The sequence below is a fragment of the Exiguobacterium sp. s143 genome, from assembly GCF_018618895.1.
Taxonomy (GTDB): Bacteria; Bacillota; Bacilli; order Exiguobacteriales; family Exiguobacteriaceae; genus Exiguobacterium_A; species Exiguobacterium_A abrahamii.
The window spans coordinates 120539-135606 of sequence record NZ_JACSMX010000005.1 but is presented as its reverse complement, the minus strand read 5'-3'; the positions used below and the strand labels follow the sequence as shown (position 1 = coordinate 135606).

The 15068-nt window shown below is 43.7% G+C and carries 15 protein-coding genes and 1 riboswitch; of the genes, 9 read left to right on the top strand and 6 right to left on the bottom strand.

Going from position 1 to position 15068, the window contains the following annotated elements:
• Positions 1-5: 5 nt before the first annotated feature.
• The 3 genes from KNQ03_RS14800 to KNQ03_RS14790 form a co-directional block, all read right to left on the bottom strand.
• On the bottom strand, positions 6-560 hold the full coding sequence (locus tag KNQ03_RS14800; RefSeq protein WP_133208520.1) for a TetR/AcrR family transcriptional regulator: 555 nt from the start codon (positions 558-560) through the stop codon (positions 6-8).
• The gene (locus tag KNQ03_RS14795) at positions 547-2865 is read right to left on the bottom strand and encodes a YhgE/Pip domain-containing protein (RefSeq protein WP_214725330.1); all 2319 of its coding nucleotides are present in this window, start codon (positions 2863-2865) and stop codon (positions 547-549) included. Before KNQ03_RS14795 ends, KNQ03_RS14800 begins: the two co-directional genes overlap by 14 nt.
• A gap of 151 nt (positions 2866-3016) precedes the next feature.
• Positions 3017-3982 (bottom strand): quinone oxidoreductase family protein, encoded by a 966-nt coding sequence (locus KNQ03_RS14790; protein ID WP_214725328.1) that lies wholly within the window; start codon positions 3980-3982, stop codon positions 3017-3019.
• 104 nt (positions 3983-4086) lie between these two features.
• Between KNQ03_RS14790 and yidD the strand changes: the two genes are divergently transcribed.
• Entirely contained in the window at positions 4087-4371 is a 285-nt protein-coding gene (yidD, locus tag KNQ03_RS14785; RefSeq protein WP_058703741.1) for a membrane protein insertion efficiency factor YidD, read from the top strand.
• A gap of 107 nt (positions 4372-4478) precedes the next feature.
• On the opposite strand, the gene KNQ03_RS14780 is transcribed toward yidD, so the two are convergent.
• Both KNQ03_RS14780 and KNQ03_RS14775 read right to left on the bottom strand, forming a co-directional pair.
• The gene (locus KNQ03_RS14780; RefSeq protein ID WP_029340806.1) at positions 4479-4868 is read right to left on the bottom strand and encodes a tautomerase family protein; all 390 of its coding nucleotides are present in this window, start codon (positions 4866-4868) and stop codon (positions 4479-4481) included.
• A 55-nt stretch (positions 4869-4923) separates the two neighbouring features.
• Complete coding sequence (locus tag KNQ03_RS14775) at positions 4924-6408, bottom strand: aldehyde dehydrogenase family protein (RefSeq protein ID WP_023467170.1); 1485 nt, start codon at positions 6406-6408, stop codon at positions 4924-4926.
• Positions 6409-6589: 181 nt separating this feature from the next.
• Here KNQ03_RS14775 and KNQ03_RS14770 point away from each other — a divergent pair, with 181 nt between their 5' ends.
• The 6 genes from KNQ03_RS14770 (at position 6590) to KNQ03_RS14745 (ending at position 11225) form a co-directional block, all read left to right on the top strand.
• A complete protein-coding gene (locus tag KNQ03_RS14770; RefSeq protein ID WP_149426828.1) occupies positions 6590-7819 on the top strand; it encodes a DUF2254 domain-containing protein in 1230 nt (409 codons plus the stop codon).
• Positions 7820-7856: 37 nt separating this feature from the next.
• The gene (locus tag KNQ03_RS14765) at positions 7857-8339 is read left to right on the top strand and encodes a DUF456 domain-containing protein (RefSeq protein ID WP_023467174.1); all 483 of its coding nucleotides are present in this window, start codon (positions 7857-7859) and stop codon (positions 8337-8339) included.
• A gap of 192 nt (positions 8340-8531) precedes the next feature.
• Positions 8532-9869: a hemolysin family protein gene (locus tag KNQ03_RS14760; RefSeq protein WP_047395079.1), complete on the top strand. Its 1338-nt coding sequence runs from the start codon at positions 8532-8534 to the stop codon at positions 9867-9869.
• 176 nt (positions 9870-10045) lie between these two features.
• Positions 10046-10480, top strand: a complete 435-nt coding sequence (locus KNQ03_RS14755) for an organic hydroperoxide resistance protein (RefSeq protein WP_023467178.1) — start codon at positions 10046-10048, stop codon at positions 10478-10480.
• 32 nt (positions 10481-10512) lie between these two features.
• Complete coding sequence (locus KNQ03_RS14750; protein WP_023467179.1) at positions 10513-10686, top strand: hypothetical protein; 174 nt, start codon at positions 10513-10515, stop codon at positions 10684-10686.
• Between the two features lie 26 nt (positions 10687-10712).
• The gene (locus KNQ03_RS14745) at positions 10713-11225 is read left to right on the top strand and encodes a type 1 glutamine amidotransferase domain-containing protein (RefSeq protein ID WP_214725326.1); all 513 of its coding nucleotides are present in this window, start codon (positions 10713-10715) and stop codon (positions 11223-11225) included.
• A gap of 46 nt (positions 11226-11271) precedes the next feature.
• Here KNQ03_RS14745 and KNQ03_RS14740 read toward each other — a convergent pair whose 3' ends face one another.
• The gene (locus tag KNQ03_RS14740) at positions 11272-11682 is read right to left on the bottom strand and encodes a VOC family protein (protein WP_149426829.1); all 411 of its coding nucleotides are present in this window, start codon (positions 11680-11682) and stop codon (positions 11272-11274) included.
• Positions 11683-11945: 263 nt separating this feature from the next.
• On the opposite strand from KNQ03_RS14740, the gene KNQ03_RS17220 reads away from it, so the two are divergent.
• Both KNQ03_RS17220 and KNQ03_RS14730 read left to right on the top strand, forming a co-directional pair.
• Positions 11946-13382, top strand: a complete 1437-nt coding sequence (locus KNQ03_RS17220) for a murein hydrolase activator EnvC family protein (protein ID WP_214725324.1) — start codon at positions 11946-11948, stop codon at positions 13380-13382.
• A gap of 202 nt (positions 13383-13584) precedes the next feature.
• Positions 13585-14862, top strand: a complete 1278-nt coding sequence (locus KNQ03_RS14730) for a murein hydrolase activator EnvC family protein (RefSeq protein WP_149426831.1) — start codon at positions 13585-13587, stop codon at positions 14860-14862.
• A 63-nt stretch (positions 14863-14925) separates the two neighbouring features.
• Positions 14926-15036: riboswitch (TPP riboswitch) on the top strand.
• Positions 15037-15068 lie beyond the last annotated feature (32 nt).

The window sequence follows — 15068 nt, the reverse complement described above, 5'->3', positions numbered from 1 at the left end:
TTGATTCATAAAATACGTAGCATGGCACGACGAATCGTATCTAACTCTAACGGCCGAGCAATCAATGGCCATTCGGCAATTAGCGCAATGTACGTCCGGAAAATCAGAAAGGCGGTGACATCGACTGGTACGTCACGATCATCTTGTCCAAGGCGAGTCTCAAGTAGCGTTTTAAGATATTCGACGACATGTCGTTCGATCCGTGTCCGTAGTTCTTGCATTTCTTGTAATTTAAGATTACGTGTTTCTTCGATGATTTGAAGAATGAACAAATGTTGTTGCTGATGATAGACGATAGCGTCGATCATTGATTGCTTATTTTCTTCTACCGTCGCATGTTCGACGTAAGCGCGTTCTGCTTCTTCTTTCATCTCTTGCAGCACACGTGTTACGAGCGATTCGAACAGGTTGAGTTTACTTTCGAACAATTGATAGACGGTCGGTTTCCCGACATGAGCGCGTCGGGCGACACGCTCAATCGTCGTACCTTTATAACCAAGTTCAGAAAAACAAGCCATCGCTGAGTCCAGTATCAATGTTTCTTTATCAGATTGTGTCATGTTGTTTTCGTCTCACTTTCGTTGAGAGTAAAATTCGCTTGGCTCCGAGCCCTCCAACGAAGCTGATGATCAACGCGACGACTAAGATGGTCGCGAGGACTTGACTGTTTGAGATGAGGGCGTCTGTCACACCAAGTCCAAGAGCTTCACGGAATCCGCCGACTGAATACGTCATTGGTAAGAACGTATGGATGGCTTGGAAGAAGCTTGGCGTCATCTCGACTGGGAACGTACCACCACTACCGCCGATTTGAAGCAGAAGTAGTAGGAAGGCAAGGAACTGTCCGACACGACCGAGTAGCATCGCGAGCGTGAACAGAATCGTAATGAACGTCATACCTGTTAAGGCAGCAAATCCATAAAGCGCAGGAACACTCGCGACATCAGCATCGAGGACATAGACGATGGCTGTAGCCGCTGCGACACCTTGTAAGGCTCCAATCGGTAAGATGAGTGATAATTTACCGACAAGGAAGCGCCATGTCAGACTTTCACCATGTTCTGGACGAATCTGATAGACAGAAGAGAACATCAAGGCACCTGCGAATAAGGCAATACTAAGGATATAAGCTGATAAACCAGAACCGTAGTTGTTGACCGTCGAATAGTCATGTTCTTTTAAGACGACGGGTTCTGCGAGCATATTATCCCGCTCTTTCGTCGGCTTGACGGTTGCATCCTTAGCCCCTTTGCTGAGCTCATCCTTCAATGTTTTAGCACCATCTTCAAGTTTTGTGTTGGCATCCGCGATTTTCGAAGCCCCATCGGTCGTTTTGCCGATTCCGTCCGTAATCGTAGTTGAACCAGAAGCCAATTGTCCTAACCCGTTATTTAACGCGCTAGCACCTGTTTGGAGTTGATGTGTGCCATCTGAAAGCTGATTAGCCCCGTCAGCCAGTTGTACGCCACCTGTTGCAGCTTTATGCACACCCGCAGTATATTGACCGAGTTTTTCATTGAATGTTTGTTGACCACTTGCTAATTGTTGTGCACCAGACTCGACTTGTTTCGCACCGTCGACGAGTTTCACTTGACCTGCGTTCAGTTGTGATACAGCTGATTCGACTTGTTGACCACCTGCAGCCAGTTGACCAATCTTCTTCGTCGCGTCCGTTGCTTGAGCAAGACTCTGATCAATCGCGCCTTCTTGGGCGGCGAGATTTTGGATGTTTTCTTCTAATGAACCGATAGAACCGAGTAACGTTTGTTTTTCTTCATCCGATAACTGTTCAGAAGCAGAAATGACTTCTTTTAGTTGCGCAACGTTTGCTTCAAGGGCTTCACGACGTGCTCGTAAATCTTGTTTCGCTTTTTCAGCATCTTGATTAAGTTGCGTTAAAAAGGCGTTGGCAGCTTGTGCTTTTTCATCCAATTGATTTAATCCATCCGTCAATTGAGGAATTTTTTCATTAAGCTGAGCCGTACCTGCAGCCAGTTGTTCTGCCCCTTGACGGACTTGTGTCGAGCCACCGCTGAGTTTCGTTGCTCCGTCTTCTAGTTGTGCAGCACCGGCTTGTAATTTGCCACCATTTTCGTCTAGCGTGTTCAACCCAGAAGACAACTCACCCGTTTTTTGGGTGAAGAGGGCAGTCTTTTCGTCGAGTGTCGTGACGCCGTCACTGAGTTTTTTCGAACCTTGATTGGCTTCCCCCAGTTTTTCGGACAGTGTCAGACTGCCATCCGCAAGTTTTCCAAGGTTCGTTGCTAGTGTTTTGGCACCATCCGCTGTTTTATGGTTGCCATCTTCTAGTTTAGAAGAACCGTCCGATGCCTTTTCCATACCGTTTGCAATTTTCTTTAACGCACCGAAAATCGCACTACTGTATTGTTTCGTCACGGATTTTCGGATCTTTTCGTTTAATTGTTTTGCAGCCGTACTCGAAATTTGTGTGCCCGAGTAGTTTTTGGCTGGATTCAAGTAATACTCCAACTCAATCTTCTTCGGATGATCATCGAGTAGTGTCGTTGCATTTTTAGAGAAGTTCTTCGGGATGACGACCGTCATATAGATTTTGCCGTCACGTAATTCTTTTTCGGCTTTGTCCTTAGATAAGAACTGCCAATCAAAATCATCATTTTTTTTGAGTTTGTCGACGAATTGATCCCCGATGTCGACTTTCTCTCCTTTAAACTTCGTCGCCTTGTCTTCGTTGACGATAGCGACCTTGATATCTTCTGTTTGACCGTATGGGTCCCAGAATGCAGATAAGAAGATGGAGTTGTAGAGAAACGGTACGAGGATGAGGGCGAGAATGACAACAATCATCATCGGACTCTTCAATTTCTTCCATTCTGAGCGAAACATAAATACAAATCCCCTTTCTAAAACTCAAAACTTATTTGGGTTTTAGGTTTTGATGAGATTTACTTTACTCTCTTCATTAAAAAAAATCAATCGATAATTCTAATTTCACATAAAAAAGACGACTCGCAGGGAGCCGTCTTGGAAAAACGAGTTAAGGAAGCAAAAGTAGTTTTCCTGTACTGCGTCGACTTTCTAAAAAGTCATGTGCTGCTTTGCCATCAGATAATCTGAATGTTGTAGGAGAAGACAGGGTGAGATGATTGGATAGAATCCAATCAAATAATTCACCAGATCTACGGATTCGTTCTTCAGAAGATGTTAATACGTTCCAAAGGTCACCACCCGTCAATGTTTTGGACGTATCCATCAAAAAGCGAGGATCGACAGATACGGGATCGCCGCCTGCCATACCATAGAAGACAACCGTTCCATGGACTTTTGTCACATGGAAACTATCCATTAAGGTAGAACCAATGGATTCGTAGACCACATCAACTCCTTTACCAGAAGTTTGCGCGAGCACGTGCTCGACCCAGTTCTCGGAATATAAATAGACAGATTCACAGCCAGCAGTTTTAGCGATCTGTGCTTTCTCAGGAGAAGACGTCAATCCAATCGGAGTTGCCCCAAGCAAACGAATGAGCTGTGTCAACAACTGACCAACGCCACCGGCGGCTGCATGCACTAAGACGACATCTCCCGGTTGGACATGATAGCTATCTCGAGTTAAATAATGCGCTGTTAACCCTTGTAATAAGACAGAAGCTGCTGTTTCGTATGAGATACCATCAGGAAGCGGAATCAATTTATCGACGGGTGCTGCGACGTACTCCGCGTTCGCAAGCGGAACGTCCGCAAAAGCAACTCGTTGACCTACGTGGAACGTTGAAACAGCAGCACCGATTGCGGTGATGACTCCTGCACCTTCATACCCTAAAATATAGGGAGGCTGTCCTTCTAAATGATAGTTTCCTTTTCGGCGATAGATGTCTGCAAAATTCAGACCGATCGCTTTCATTTCAATCAGAACTTCCTGTTCAGTGATTGTTGGCGTTGGTACGTCTTCGAAGCGTAATACATCAGAACCTCCGAATTCGTGGAAAGTTAATGCCTTCATCTCAACACATCCTTCTTTTAAATCTGCTTTTAGTATAAGGCAGAACATCTGAAAATGATGGACAGATGCGTTACACTAGAAAAAAAGACGAAAGAAGGGACAGTATGAAGCGTGTCTTAATGGGAGGAATTCGTTTTTATCAAAAAGTCATCTCTCCCATGAAACCAGCTACATGTCGATTCTATCCAACATGCTCCCATTACGGGATGGAGGCGATTGAACGTCATGGTGCGGTAAAAGGTAGTTATTTGACGACGCGTCGATTGTTACGGTGCCAACCGTTCCATCCAGGAGGCCTTGACTTCGTTCCAGAACCCGATCAATTTAGTTGGAAAGCACCGCTGCAACGGGAAAATCCACGGGAGAAGACGGAAGAAACGAAGGAGTAAGTCATGTGAAGGTTCTCTCTTGTTTAATGAAGTAAGAACAAATAAAGGGAAGTATGTTACCGGAAATTACCGATAACATACTTCCCTTTTGTTCTACTTACAGACGATCATAGTTTACCCGTTAAAAACTGTGCTTCGCCAAGACCGAAGCTCCAGTCGGCTGCATCATTTTCGACGATCGAAACCATCAAATCAGTCGGTGCGAGTCCGCAGTTTGCTTGTAAGCGTTCGGCGAGTAATTGGTAGAGACGTTGTTTTTTCTCTTCCGTCCGCGTTTTACTCGTCACACTAATAAGAACGATATCTTTACTCCGTTCAAATCCGAGTCCTGTATCTTGAATGACCATCTCATGTGCTTTATGCGTATGCACGATTTGATAACGATCGCGCTCCGGCACATCAAATGCTTCGACCATCGCATCGTGTGCGGTATCGAGTAACGTTTTTAACTCTTCTTCTGAACGTCCTTCAATGACGTCGAATCGTAATAACGGCATGTGAAATCACTCCTTCACAAAATTATGTAGAGTAGGGGAAAACCCTACTCTTATATTACTCAAAGAATGGTTTGTATTGACGACGATCGTGCATGACAGATAACCATTGGACAGTCGAGAATTCTTCAAGTACCCACTCGCCGTTAAAGCGACCGAGCCCTGAATCTTTTTCACCACCAAATGGCATATGTGGCTCATCGTTGACCGATTGATCGTTGATATGAATCATACCTGTCTCGACTTCAAGCGCAAAGGCAGTCGCGCGTTCAATAGAAGAACCATGGACAGCGCCGCTCAATCCGTACGGAAGCGAGTTCGCGATTTCAAGTGCCTCTTCATCCGTATCGAACGGGATGATGACAGCGACCGGTCCGAAGATTTCATTTTTAGCGAGTGGCATATCATTCGTAACACCAGTGACGACAGTAGGTGCGATGACGTTATCTTTTGCTTCGCCACCGACACGAACGGTTGCACCCGCAGCTTTTGTTTTCTCGAGATCTTCAAGAATCCGTTCAACTTGTGATTGGTTGATGAGTGGTCCGACTTGTGTCCGATCATGTGATGGATCACCGTATTGTAGCTCTTTTACACGAGCGACGTATTTCTCGACGAATTCATCATGAATCGAAGAAGCGACGAGAATTCGGTTCGTCGACATACAAATTTGACCTTGGTGATAGAACTTGCTGTAGACAGCAGATTCGACCGCACGATCGAGATCAGCATCATCAAGTACGACGAAGACGTTGTTTCCGCCAAGTTCAAGCGCTGTTTTCTTCAGGTGTTTACCAGCAAGTTCACCGATATGACGACCAACTTCAGTGGATCCTGTGAATGAAATCAAGCGTGGTACAGGATGTTCGACGATAGCATCACCGATTTCTGAACCGCGACCGACGATGACATTCAAGACACCTTTTGGCAATCCAGCTTTTTCAAATAGACTAGCAAAAATCAATCCACCTGAAACAGGTGTGTCCGTAGCCGGTTTAACAACGACTGCGTTCCCGATGGCAATGGCAGTAGCGATCGACCGTACAGCTAAGTGGAACGGGAAGTTCCATGGACTGATGACACCGATGACACCAAGTGCTTTACGGTAAATCCGGTTTTCTTTGCCTGGTACGACCGATGGACGAATTTCACCGTGCATCCGAAGTGGGAATGTCGCAGCTTCCTTGACGATCAAGACAGAAGCAAGGAATTCACCTTCCGCTTTGATGCGTGTACTTCCGGACTCTTTGATCAACCATTCGATGATCGTTTCTTTCTCTTCGTACAAGACTTTCAAGAAGTTTTCGATGAGACCTTGACGTTTTAAGGCAGGAACTTTCGCCCAGTCTTTTTGAGCGACTTGAGCCGCTTCATAAGCGTCATCTAAATCTTGTTGATTCGCTGCAGAGATTGTAAAGAGCTCTTCACCCGTGAAAGGATTCGTGTTCGTCATGTTGCTGTCACTTGCGCCTGTGCGCCACTGACCATCAATGTAAATCTTCGTGAAATCTGTATGCAATGTTGCTTCGTTTTGTTGAGCCATATCATTTCATCTCCCATTCGTTTTCATAACAATTAAGTTATTCACGTTATGAAAAGAAGTAAAACACATCCGTGCACTTCGACCAAACATATTGCTCAAAGTCAGTCAGTCAGATGGGTTTTAAAGCGCTCTAAATCAGGAATTCAATCAATATAGTGCTATAAAAAGGAGGAATTTTATTTTGAAGAAGCTGAAAGTCCTGTCTCGAGAAATCAATTGGTGGTGGCCATTGTTATATGGTCTCATTGGGATTGGTTTGACGGGAATCGTGACGTGGTTAGATGTGTATATATCAAACTGGTTTCCAAAAGACTGGCAAACGACGCTTGGCTTAGCGCAGACAATCCATAGTTCTGTCTTTACCGGACTGCTCGCCATGATGACGTTCACATTCTCAACCATTCTTGTCGTATTGACGACCTATTCATCACAATTCTCACCACGGACATTGCCTAACTTCATCGAGAATCGGCAAGTGCAACACATTTTCGGCATATTCATTGGAGCGGTCAGTTACTCGATGACGATGCTCTTTTTTCTTCGTCCGGCGTTGAAGACGAGCGTCGTCGCTTCGACAGTAGCCGTTCTCGTCGTGTTGATATCGATCGTGGCATTCGTCGCATTCATTCATATCGTCAGTCAGTCGATTCGTGTGACGACATTACTCGATCGATTACACGAAGAAGGGAACGAATTATTGAAACGACAAGTCGAACATCTAGGATCAGGAGAACAAAAGATTACTGAAAGAAAGATGACGACAAATTATCCACATCTTATTCAGGCAACTCGAACCGGATATATTCAAGCAGTCGATTATGATGTTTTTGATCAGAAAGACCGCGTGTATATTGATCGAACGGTCGGCTCATTCGTAACAGAGGGAGAAGCCATCGGACGGGCAACTTGCCGGGATATCAATGAAAGTATCTTGATTGGACCGACGAAATCTTCAGAACAGGATTTTGCATTTGTTCTTGAAAAATTAAGTGAAGTTGCTTTACGTGCGATTTCTCCAGGAATCAATGATCCGAATACAGCGAGACATGCGGTTCGGATTATTGGTGACTTAATGCGACAGTATGCCGTAATACCAGATGGTGTGCTAGTTGTTGGAAAGGACCAGCAACACATCGTCGTCAGGGAAACTTACCAACAATTGTTATACACGACGTTTTATCAACTACGACATTACGGAGCAGAAGATATTTCAGTTCTCGCGACGATGCTTGAGTCGCTTGGAACGATGAAGCGGCAAGCCTTACCAGCTCACTATGAAACGATTCAACGGTTCATTCCATACATCTGTTCGGAAGTACGTTTTGAAACAATGAACGACTGGGATCGTGATTTTTTACAAAATCAAATCCATCGGGCGTTGAATGAAACTTTTGTCTCCCCTTCGACGTAAAAAGGGCAAGAGAATCAAAAGAAGGGAGGAATAGAAAGTGACAATCTTGTTATGGAGTCTGATCGTCGTCTGTTTTCTAGTCGCTTTTGCAGGTCTCGTGTATCCGATCATCCCAAGTGCGCCGATTTTAGTAGTTGGTTTTTTGATTTATGGATTCGGATTTGGGTTCTCTGAACTATCGATTAGTTTTTGGGTGATTCAAGCGATTTTCATCATTCTCTTATTTACACTCGATTATCTCGTTAGCGCCTACACCGTCGATCGACGGGGAGGCTCACAAGCGGCTAAGATTGCAACGACAGTCGGATTGATTGCGGGACCATTTATTTTGCCGGGTATCGGATTATTAATTTTCCCGTTTGTCTTTGCCATCTTGACGGAAAAAATCATTAGTAAAAAGACGTGGCAAACCTCGGTTTCAGTTGGGATCGGAACAGTCCTTGGTATCTTATCAAGTGCCTTGTTAAAGGGAATCGCGATGTTACTCATGATCGTAATCTTTATTCTCTATGTCGTCTGACGGTCTGAAATGATGTCTTCAAGTACACATTTTATGAAAGTTCCGTTATAGTATGAATATGAAAAAGTAGGGAAGCTTTGAAAGTCTGAAGCTTCTTTTTGCTGTAAACCACCAGATGCCTCGGCATCTGGCTTTATATTAATGGAGGTGAATCCCCTTTCTTCGGGGAAACGATTGGACAGTACACACTCAATGGAGACATTCGACACGACGACGATCATCATTCGGCTACTCGTCATTGCACTACTCATCGTCTTAACCGCTTTTTTTGTAGCTGCCGAATTTTCGGTCGTCAAAATGCGAATGTCTCGAATCGATCAGTTGATTACAGAAGGAAGCAAGACTGCGAAAGTGGCGAAGAGGCTACTTGAGAATTTGGATTATTATTTATCGGCCTGTCAACTTGGAATTACCGTGACAGCGCTTGGTCTCGGGTGGTTAGGAGAATCAACGGTAGGTGCGATTCTCGGTATGTTGTTCGAAGAGATTGACATTCCGAACTCCGTCTCGACGATCATTTCGTTCGTTCTTGCATTCTCGATTGTAACGTTTCTTCATGTCGTGCTTGGAGAACTTGCTCCAAAATCTTTAGCGATTCAAAAAACGGAAGCGATCACGATGTTACTCGCGCCACCACTATATTGGTTCGGTAAAATCATGAAACCTTTCATCTGGACATTGAACGGTTCAGCACGAATCATTCTTCGGTTGTTTGGCGTCGAGCCAGCGGGACACGAAGAAGTCCATTCTGAAGAAGAGATTAAAATCATCATGACACAGAGTTATAAGAGTGGAGAAATCAACCAGACTGAGCTTTCCTACATGCAGAACATCTTCTCGTTCGATGAGCGGATCGCGAAAGATATCATGTTACCGCGGACGGACTTAATCACGATCTCGAACGATGCATCGATGGAGGACATCATTCGTCTCGTTGAAGAGTATCAGTTCACACGTTACCCAGTAGCGGAAGAAGGAGATAAGGATAAAATCCTTGGCTTCATCAATGCAAAACAATTATTTACGGATCATATGGCTAACAAAGGAAAAGCATTAAGCTATTACATCCACAACTTGCCGATTGTATCCGAGTATTCACCGCTTCAAGACGCTATGTTGAAAATGCAGGTGGAACGGACGCCAATGGCACTCGTCATTGATGAGTATGGTGGTACAGCCGGTGTGATTACGATGGAAGACATATTGGAAGAAATCGTTGGAGAAATCCGAGATGAATTCGATAAGGATGAGAAAGCAGATATCGAACAAATTCATGAGCGATTATACCGGATCTCAGGCCGTGTCTTGATTGATGACCTAAATGAACGCTTTAACCTAGGAATCGAAGAAGAAGACATCGATACGATTGGTGGCTGGGTCATGGCACAGGATACGGAAGTGTCGAGTGGTCAAGAATTCCGCTATCAGGAATACACGATCAAAGTCATGGAAGTCGATAATCATCAAGTCAAATCAATTTATCTTCAATTGCCTGATCGAGAAGAAACTGCAACAGAAGAGATCGGATAAGAAATAGAATGTGCAAGACGATGGACTTCGAGTTCATCGTCTTTTTTTGTCTACTAAAAAAATGAATCAGCTAAGGTGATAGACACCTCTTGTGTTTATCTCCCTCACTGACGGGTATTACTGTCTATGTGGCAAAAAAGCATTTTTTAATTCAACAGGAAAAGGGGTTTTTTATTATGTCAAACGTCATTCTTACTTCACGTGCATCTGCAGTCGGTGGTCGCGACGGGAAAGTCGCTTCAGACGATAACGTCATCAATCTCGATTTAGTCATGCCAGGAACAAAAGGCAAAGAAGACATTCCGACATCAAACCCGGAACAGTTATTCGCAGCAGGATATGCCGCTTGTTTTGATGGTGCCTATAATTTGATGGCGCGCCAAGCAAAAAAACGAGTCGAGACGCGGACGAATTCAGAAGTCAGCCTCTTACAGGACGAAGCGGATAACGGTGTAAAAATTGCAGCGAAACTCGTCGTCGAGGTCGTCGGCGTATCGCAAGAAGAAGCCGAAGATTTACTAGAGAAGACACACAATTTCTGCCCGTACTCGAAAGCGACACGTGGCAACATTGATGTCGATCTTTCTGTTAAAGTCGTCGATTCACTATAAGCATAATCGACGAATCATAAGGAGGGTTTTCCATGGCACCGAAAGAAACCGATCGTCCAAATGAAGAGTTTGAAGATGAACGGGATCGTCTGTCGGATAAAGAACGGAAACTGACAGAGGAGCAACAAAAGGAAATCCTAAAAGGAAAAGACGAAATGCCAGATGATACGGTTTCTCCACGAGATCGTGGAGAAGATCCGATTTAAATCAAACAACTTGGGGGATGAATCACATGTCTAAAAAAGTAGCAGTCGTACTCGCCGATCATTTTGAAGATGTAGAATTCACAGGACCGGTTGATGCATTAAAAGAAGCAGGGCACGAGATCACGGTCATTGGTGCTAAGAAAGGTACAGAACTCGTCGGCAAACAGGAAGAGGCAAAAGTAAATGTTGATCTCTCGATTGATGAGACTTCAGCAGCAGACTACGATGCTCTCCTAATTCCAGGCGGATTTTCACCAGATTTACTTCGAGAAGATGAGCGTTTCGTCTCATTCGTCGAAGAATTCGATATGTCGAAAAAACCGATTTTCTCGATCTGCCATGGACCACAATTGATGATTAACGCAAAAATCGTCAAAGGAAGAAAAATGACAGGTTATAAATCAATTCGAATTGATTTAGAAAATGCTGGTGTGGACTTTGCAGATGAAGAAGTCGTCGTTGACGATAATTTCGTCTCAAGTCGTCAACCAGATGATATTCCTGCATTCAATCGGGAAATCGTTGCAAAACTTGGCTAATGGTATAGAACAAAAATCAGCACTGCGATAACGCAGTGCTGATTTTTTATAGATTTTCTGGATAATCACAGAGTTCCGTAATGACGCCGTGTGAATGACGAGGATTCATATAAATCAATCGTCGTCCGAATGGCGTCGTTCGATACGTATCTTCTAAAAATGTTAAGCCTTGTTGTTTTGCTTCTTCAATCGCTTGATCTAAATTCTCTACACGATAAGCAATGTGGTGGACACCTTTCCCACGTTGTTTCAAAAAACGAGCGATCGGACTATCCGGACTTGTTGGCGTTAACAACTCGATGTGCGCATCATCGAACTCGATGACCGCAATATTGGAAGCGACACCAGGCGCAGGATTCGAGTACTCTTTTGTTAAAATTCCTCCAAGTACGTTTGTATAAAATGAAATGGCTTCCTGCATGTCGCGAACGGCAATTCCAGTGTGGTCTAATTTCATATGATATCCTCCTTCTGTTCGCTTCAGTTTCCCAAAAACACTCCAAAGTTGCAACGATGAGTTACCTTCCAAATGTTTCTATTACATAGAAGAGGAAAGATTTATTTAAAATGAAATATCACTGAAATATTATGGAAGAGGAATGAATGCTATAATCAAAAACGTTCTTATAAAAAAGAAAAACTATTACAGAATTTAAATTTAACTTAAATACTCTACGATAAATCATAAAACATACACTACAGAAAAAGAGGGAATACTACATGAAAAAAACGTTCGCGTCGCTCATCGTTTCCGCACTGGTTCTTTCATCAGCACCTCATTTTGCAGCAGCTGACGATTTAAGTGAACAGAAAGCCAAAAACGAACAACAGCAACAAGACAATGCTAAAAAGCAAAAAAACTTAGAGTCTTCTGTTAATCAAGAAGGTCAAAAAATCTCTAAAACACAACAAGAAGTCAATCGACTAGACGAAGCGTTGAACGAAAAAATCTTTGCTGTCGAAACAAAGGATCGTCAAATCAAAGCAACAGAACGTGAAATCGTTGAACTTGGAAAAGAAATCGAGAAATATAAAGCGAAACTAAAACGCCAAGAAAAACTACTCGGTGATCGTCTTCGTGTCATGCAAGAGAATGATGGAAACTCAATTAAATGGGAAGAAGTCATCTTTGGTGCTAAAAACGTTGGTGATCTCGTAAGCCGTGTCATGGCAGGGAAATCCATTTCAAAACAAGATGATAAAATGATCACGGATTACCAGAATACGCAAAAGCAATTAGCGAATGCGCAGCAAGAAGTAAAAGAAAAGAAAGCGCAGTTGGTAGTTGAGAAAAAAGAATTAAAACGTCAACAAGCGGACCTTGAATCACAATTAAAAGAGCGGAATAAACGCTTAAAAGAACTACGTAAGAAAAAAGAAAAGTTCGAAACACAATTGATGGATGCAAAAGAAGTCCAACAAATTCTGATTGCGCAAGAAAAAGCGATTGCTGCTGAAAAAGCAGCACGTGAACGTGAAGCTCGACTCGAAAAAGAGCGTCAAGCTCAAGCGGCACGTGAAGCGAAAGCACGAGCAGAGGCTGAAGCAGCGCAAGCAGCAGCACAAAAAGCAGCAGAAGAGCAAGCTGCTAAAGAAGCAGCAGCTCAACAAGCAGCACAAGAGAAAGCGGCACAATCGGAAAAACCTTCTGGTTCGACGAAACAATCAGCACCAAAACCATCTACACCAGCACCAGCTGCGCCTGCTCCAGCACCAGCTGCACCAAAACCAGCACCATCATCAGGTGGTCTGTTCATTCATCCAACTGCTGGAACTGTTACACAAGGTTATGGTTCTGCAGGCGGAGAGAACGGATATACGTTCCATAACGGAATTGACTTTGGTGGTCCAGTCGGTACGCCGATCGTGGCAGCTGCAACAGGTACAGTCATTACAGCATCAGGTGGCGGACCTTACGGAAATCATGTCATGATCGCTCACCAATTGAACGGGAAGACATATACGACAGTATATGCTCACATGAGTTCACTCAATGCCCGTGCTGGTCAACGTGTCAGCCAAGGTCAACAAATTGGCGCGTTAGGTAGTACAGGAAATTCAACAGGACCACACCTCCACTTCGAAATTCACGTTGGTGGATACAGCTATAGTGCAACTGGTCCAGCTAACTCAGTCAATCCATTGTCGATGCTTTAATCGTAAAGAATCGTTGCGTATGCAACGGTTCTTTTTTTGTCATTTTCAAAAAACAAATCGTATATTACAAAAAACCGTTTTCATTTGAAATGTAAATGAAATTTTTTTGAAACGATTACGGTGCTATAATCTATTTCAGATATGAGAGAAACTTGAATACTATAATAAAATATGAAAAAAACATAAGTGAGGAAAACGATATATGCTAAAAAAACTAATTTCTACCATTGTTTTAGGAGCATTACTTATAACAGGAACACAACCGATCGCAGCAGCGACCATTAAAGAAAAAAAAGCTGAAAATGCCGCTGAACAACGTAAACTTGAAAAAGCGATCAAAAAACAAGAAGCTAAAATCTCAAAAGAGCAACGTCAAATCAATCAAATTGACGCAGCAATCAACGAAAAGATTTTCCAAGTCTCTGAAAAAAATAAACAAATCGAACAGTTGAACGTTCGAATCGATGAGTTAAAGGCAGACATCGTCCGTTACGAAGAAATGTTACAGAAACAGGAAGAACTACTCGGTGATCGTTTGCGTGTTTTCCAAGAGAACGATGGAAATTCGATTAAATGGGAAGAAGTCATTTTTGGATCGAAGGATTTAGGTGATTTATTCAGCCGTGTCATGGCGGGGAAAAAAATCGCTGAGCAAGACGATAAAATGATTTCGGATTACATCGCAACGCAACAAAAATTAGGAGAAGCAAAACAAGCGCTCGTTGAGAAAAAAGCGGAGCAAATGCAAGAAAAGAAAGTATTGCTTGAACAAAAGAAAGCGTTAAAGCTTCAAATGAAAGAACGTAGTGCCACGCTGAAGAAATTACGAAAAGGGAAGACGAAGTTCACGACAGAACTGTTAGACGCAAAAGAACTTCAAGCGACTCTCGAAGCGCAAGAACGTGCAATTGCGGCAGCGAAGGCAGCTGCTAAAGCAGCGGCTGAAAAAGCAGCAGCGGAGAAAGCGGCAGCCGAAAAAGCCGCTAAAGCGAATGCTCAAGCAGCAAAACAAGCAGGTAAGAGTTCGGAATCAACTGATTCTGTTGCCCCGCCGGTTGTTTCGAGTGGAGGGAAATTCGTTCGACCATCTTCTGGTGGAGTGTCACAAGGATTCGGACCAGCAAGCGGCGCGAACGGTTATACGTTCCACAACGGTGTTGATTTCAGTGGTTCGGTCGGATCTCCAATCGTCGCTGCAGCAGCTGGAACGGTCATTACAGCATCAGGTGGTGGACCTTACGGCAATCATGTCATGATTTCTCACTTCCTCGATGGACAAGTGTACACGACTGTCTACGCACATATGAGTTCATTATCGGTTCGTGCAGGACAAACGGTCTCTCAAGGTCAGCAAGTCGGGACACTTGGTAGTACAGGGAATTCAACAGGACCACACTTACATTTCGAACTACATGTCGGAGGCTATCAATACAGTGCCTCTTCTCCTCTAAATGCAGTCAATCCATTAGCATATCTGTAATCAAAACGGGCTTCGGCTCGTTTTTTTTTCTTCTCTATGCTACAGTAAAGGCGAAACGAATACTTGAGCAACTAGGGGAGCTGGAGGAATCCGGCTGAGAGGAAAACCAATCTGTTTTCGACCCTATTACCTGAACTGGATAATACCAGCGTAGGAAAGTTGAGCCGAACGGATACCGGAATGCGTGTATAACGCTTTCGTATAGC

Coding starts and splice junctions, on each gene's coding strand:
- yidD (WP_058703741.1), top strand. CDS start 4,087: ATGAAGCGTGTCTTAATGGGAGGAATTCGTTTTTATCAAAAAGTCATC.
- KNQ03_RS14750 (WP_023467179.1), top strand. CDS start 10,513: ATGGCACCGAAAGAAACCGATCGTCCAAATGAAGAGTTTGAAGATGAA.
- KNQ03_RS14780 (WP_029340806.1), bottom strand. CDS start 4,868: ATGCCGTTATTACGATTCGACGTCATTGAAGGACGTTCAGAAGAAGAG.
- KNQ03_RS14745 (WP_214725326.1), top strand. CDS start 10,713: ATGTCTAAAAAAGTAGCAGTCGTACTCGCCGATCATTTTGAAGATGTA.
- KNQ03_RS14790 (WP_214725328.1), bottom strand. CDS start 3,982: ATGAAGGCATTAACTTTCCACGAATTCGGAGGTTCTGATGTATTACGC.
- KNQ03_RS14795 (WP_214725330.1), bottom strand. CDS start 2,865: ATGTTTCGCTCAGAATGGAAGAAATTGAAGAGTCCGATGATGATTGTT.
- KNQ03_RS14755 (WP_023467178.1), top strand. CDS start 10,046: ATGTCAAACGTCATTCTTACTTCACGTGCATCTGCAGTCGGTGGTCGC.
- KNQ03_RS14730 (WP_149426831.1), top strand. CDS start 13,585: ATGCTAAAAAAACTAATTTCTACCATTGTTTTAGGAGCATTACTTATA.
- KNQ03_RS14800 (WP_133208520.1), bottom strand. CDS start 560: ATGACACAATCTGATAAAGAAACATTGATACTGGACTCAGCGATGGCT.
- KNQ03_RS17220 (WP_214725324.1), top strand. CDS start 11,946: ATGAAAAAAACGTTCGCGTCGCTCATCGTTTCCGCACTGGTTCTTTCA.
- KNQ03_RS14775 (WP_023467170.1), bottom strand. CDS start 6,408: ATGGCTCAACAAAACGAAGCAACATTGCATACAGATTTCACGAAGATT.
- KNQ03_RS14740 (WP_149426829.1), bottom strand. CDS start 11,682: ATGAAATTAGACCACACTGGAATTGCCGTTCGCGACATGCAGGAAGCC.
- KNQ03_RS14760 (WP_047395079.1), top strand. CDS start 8,532: ATGGAGACATTCGACACGACGACGATCATCATTCGGCTACTCGTCATT.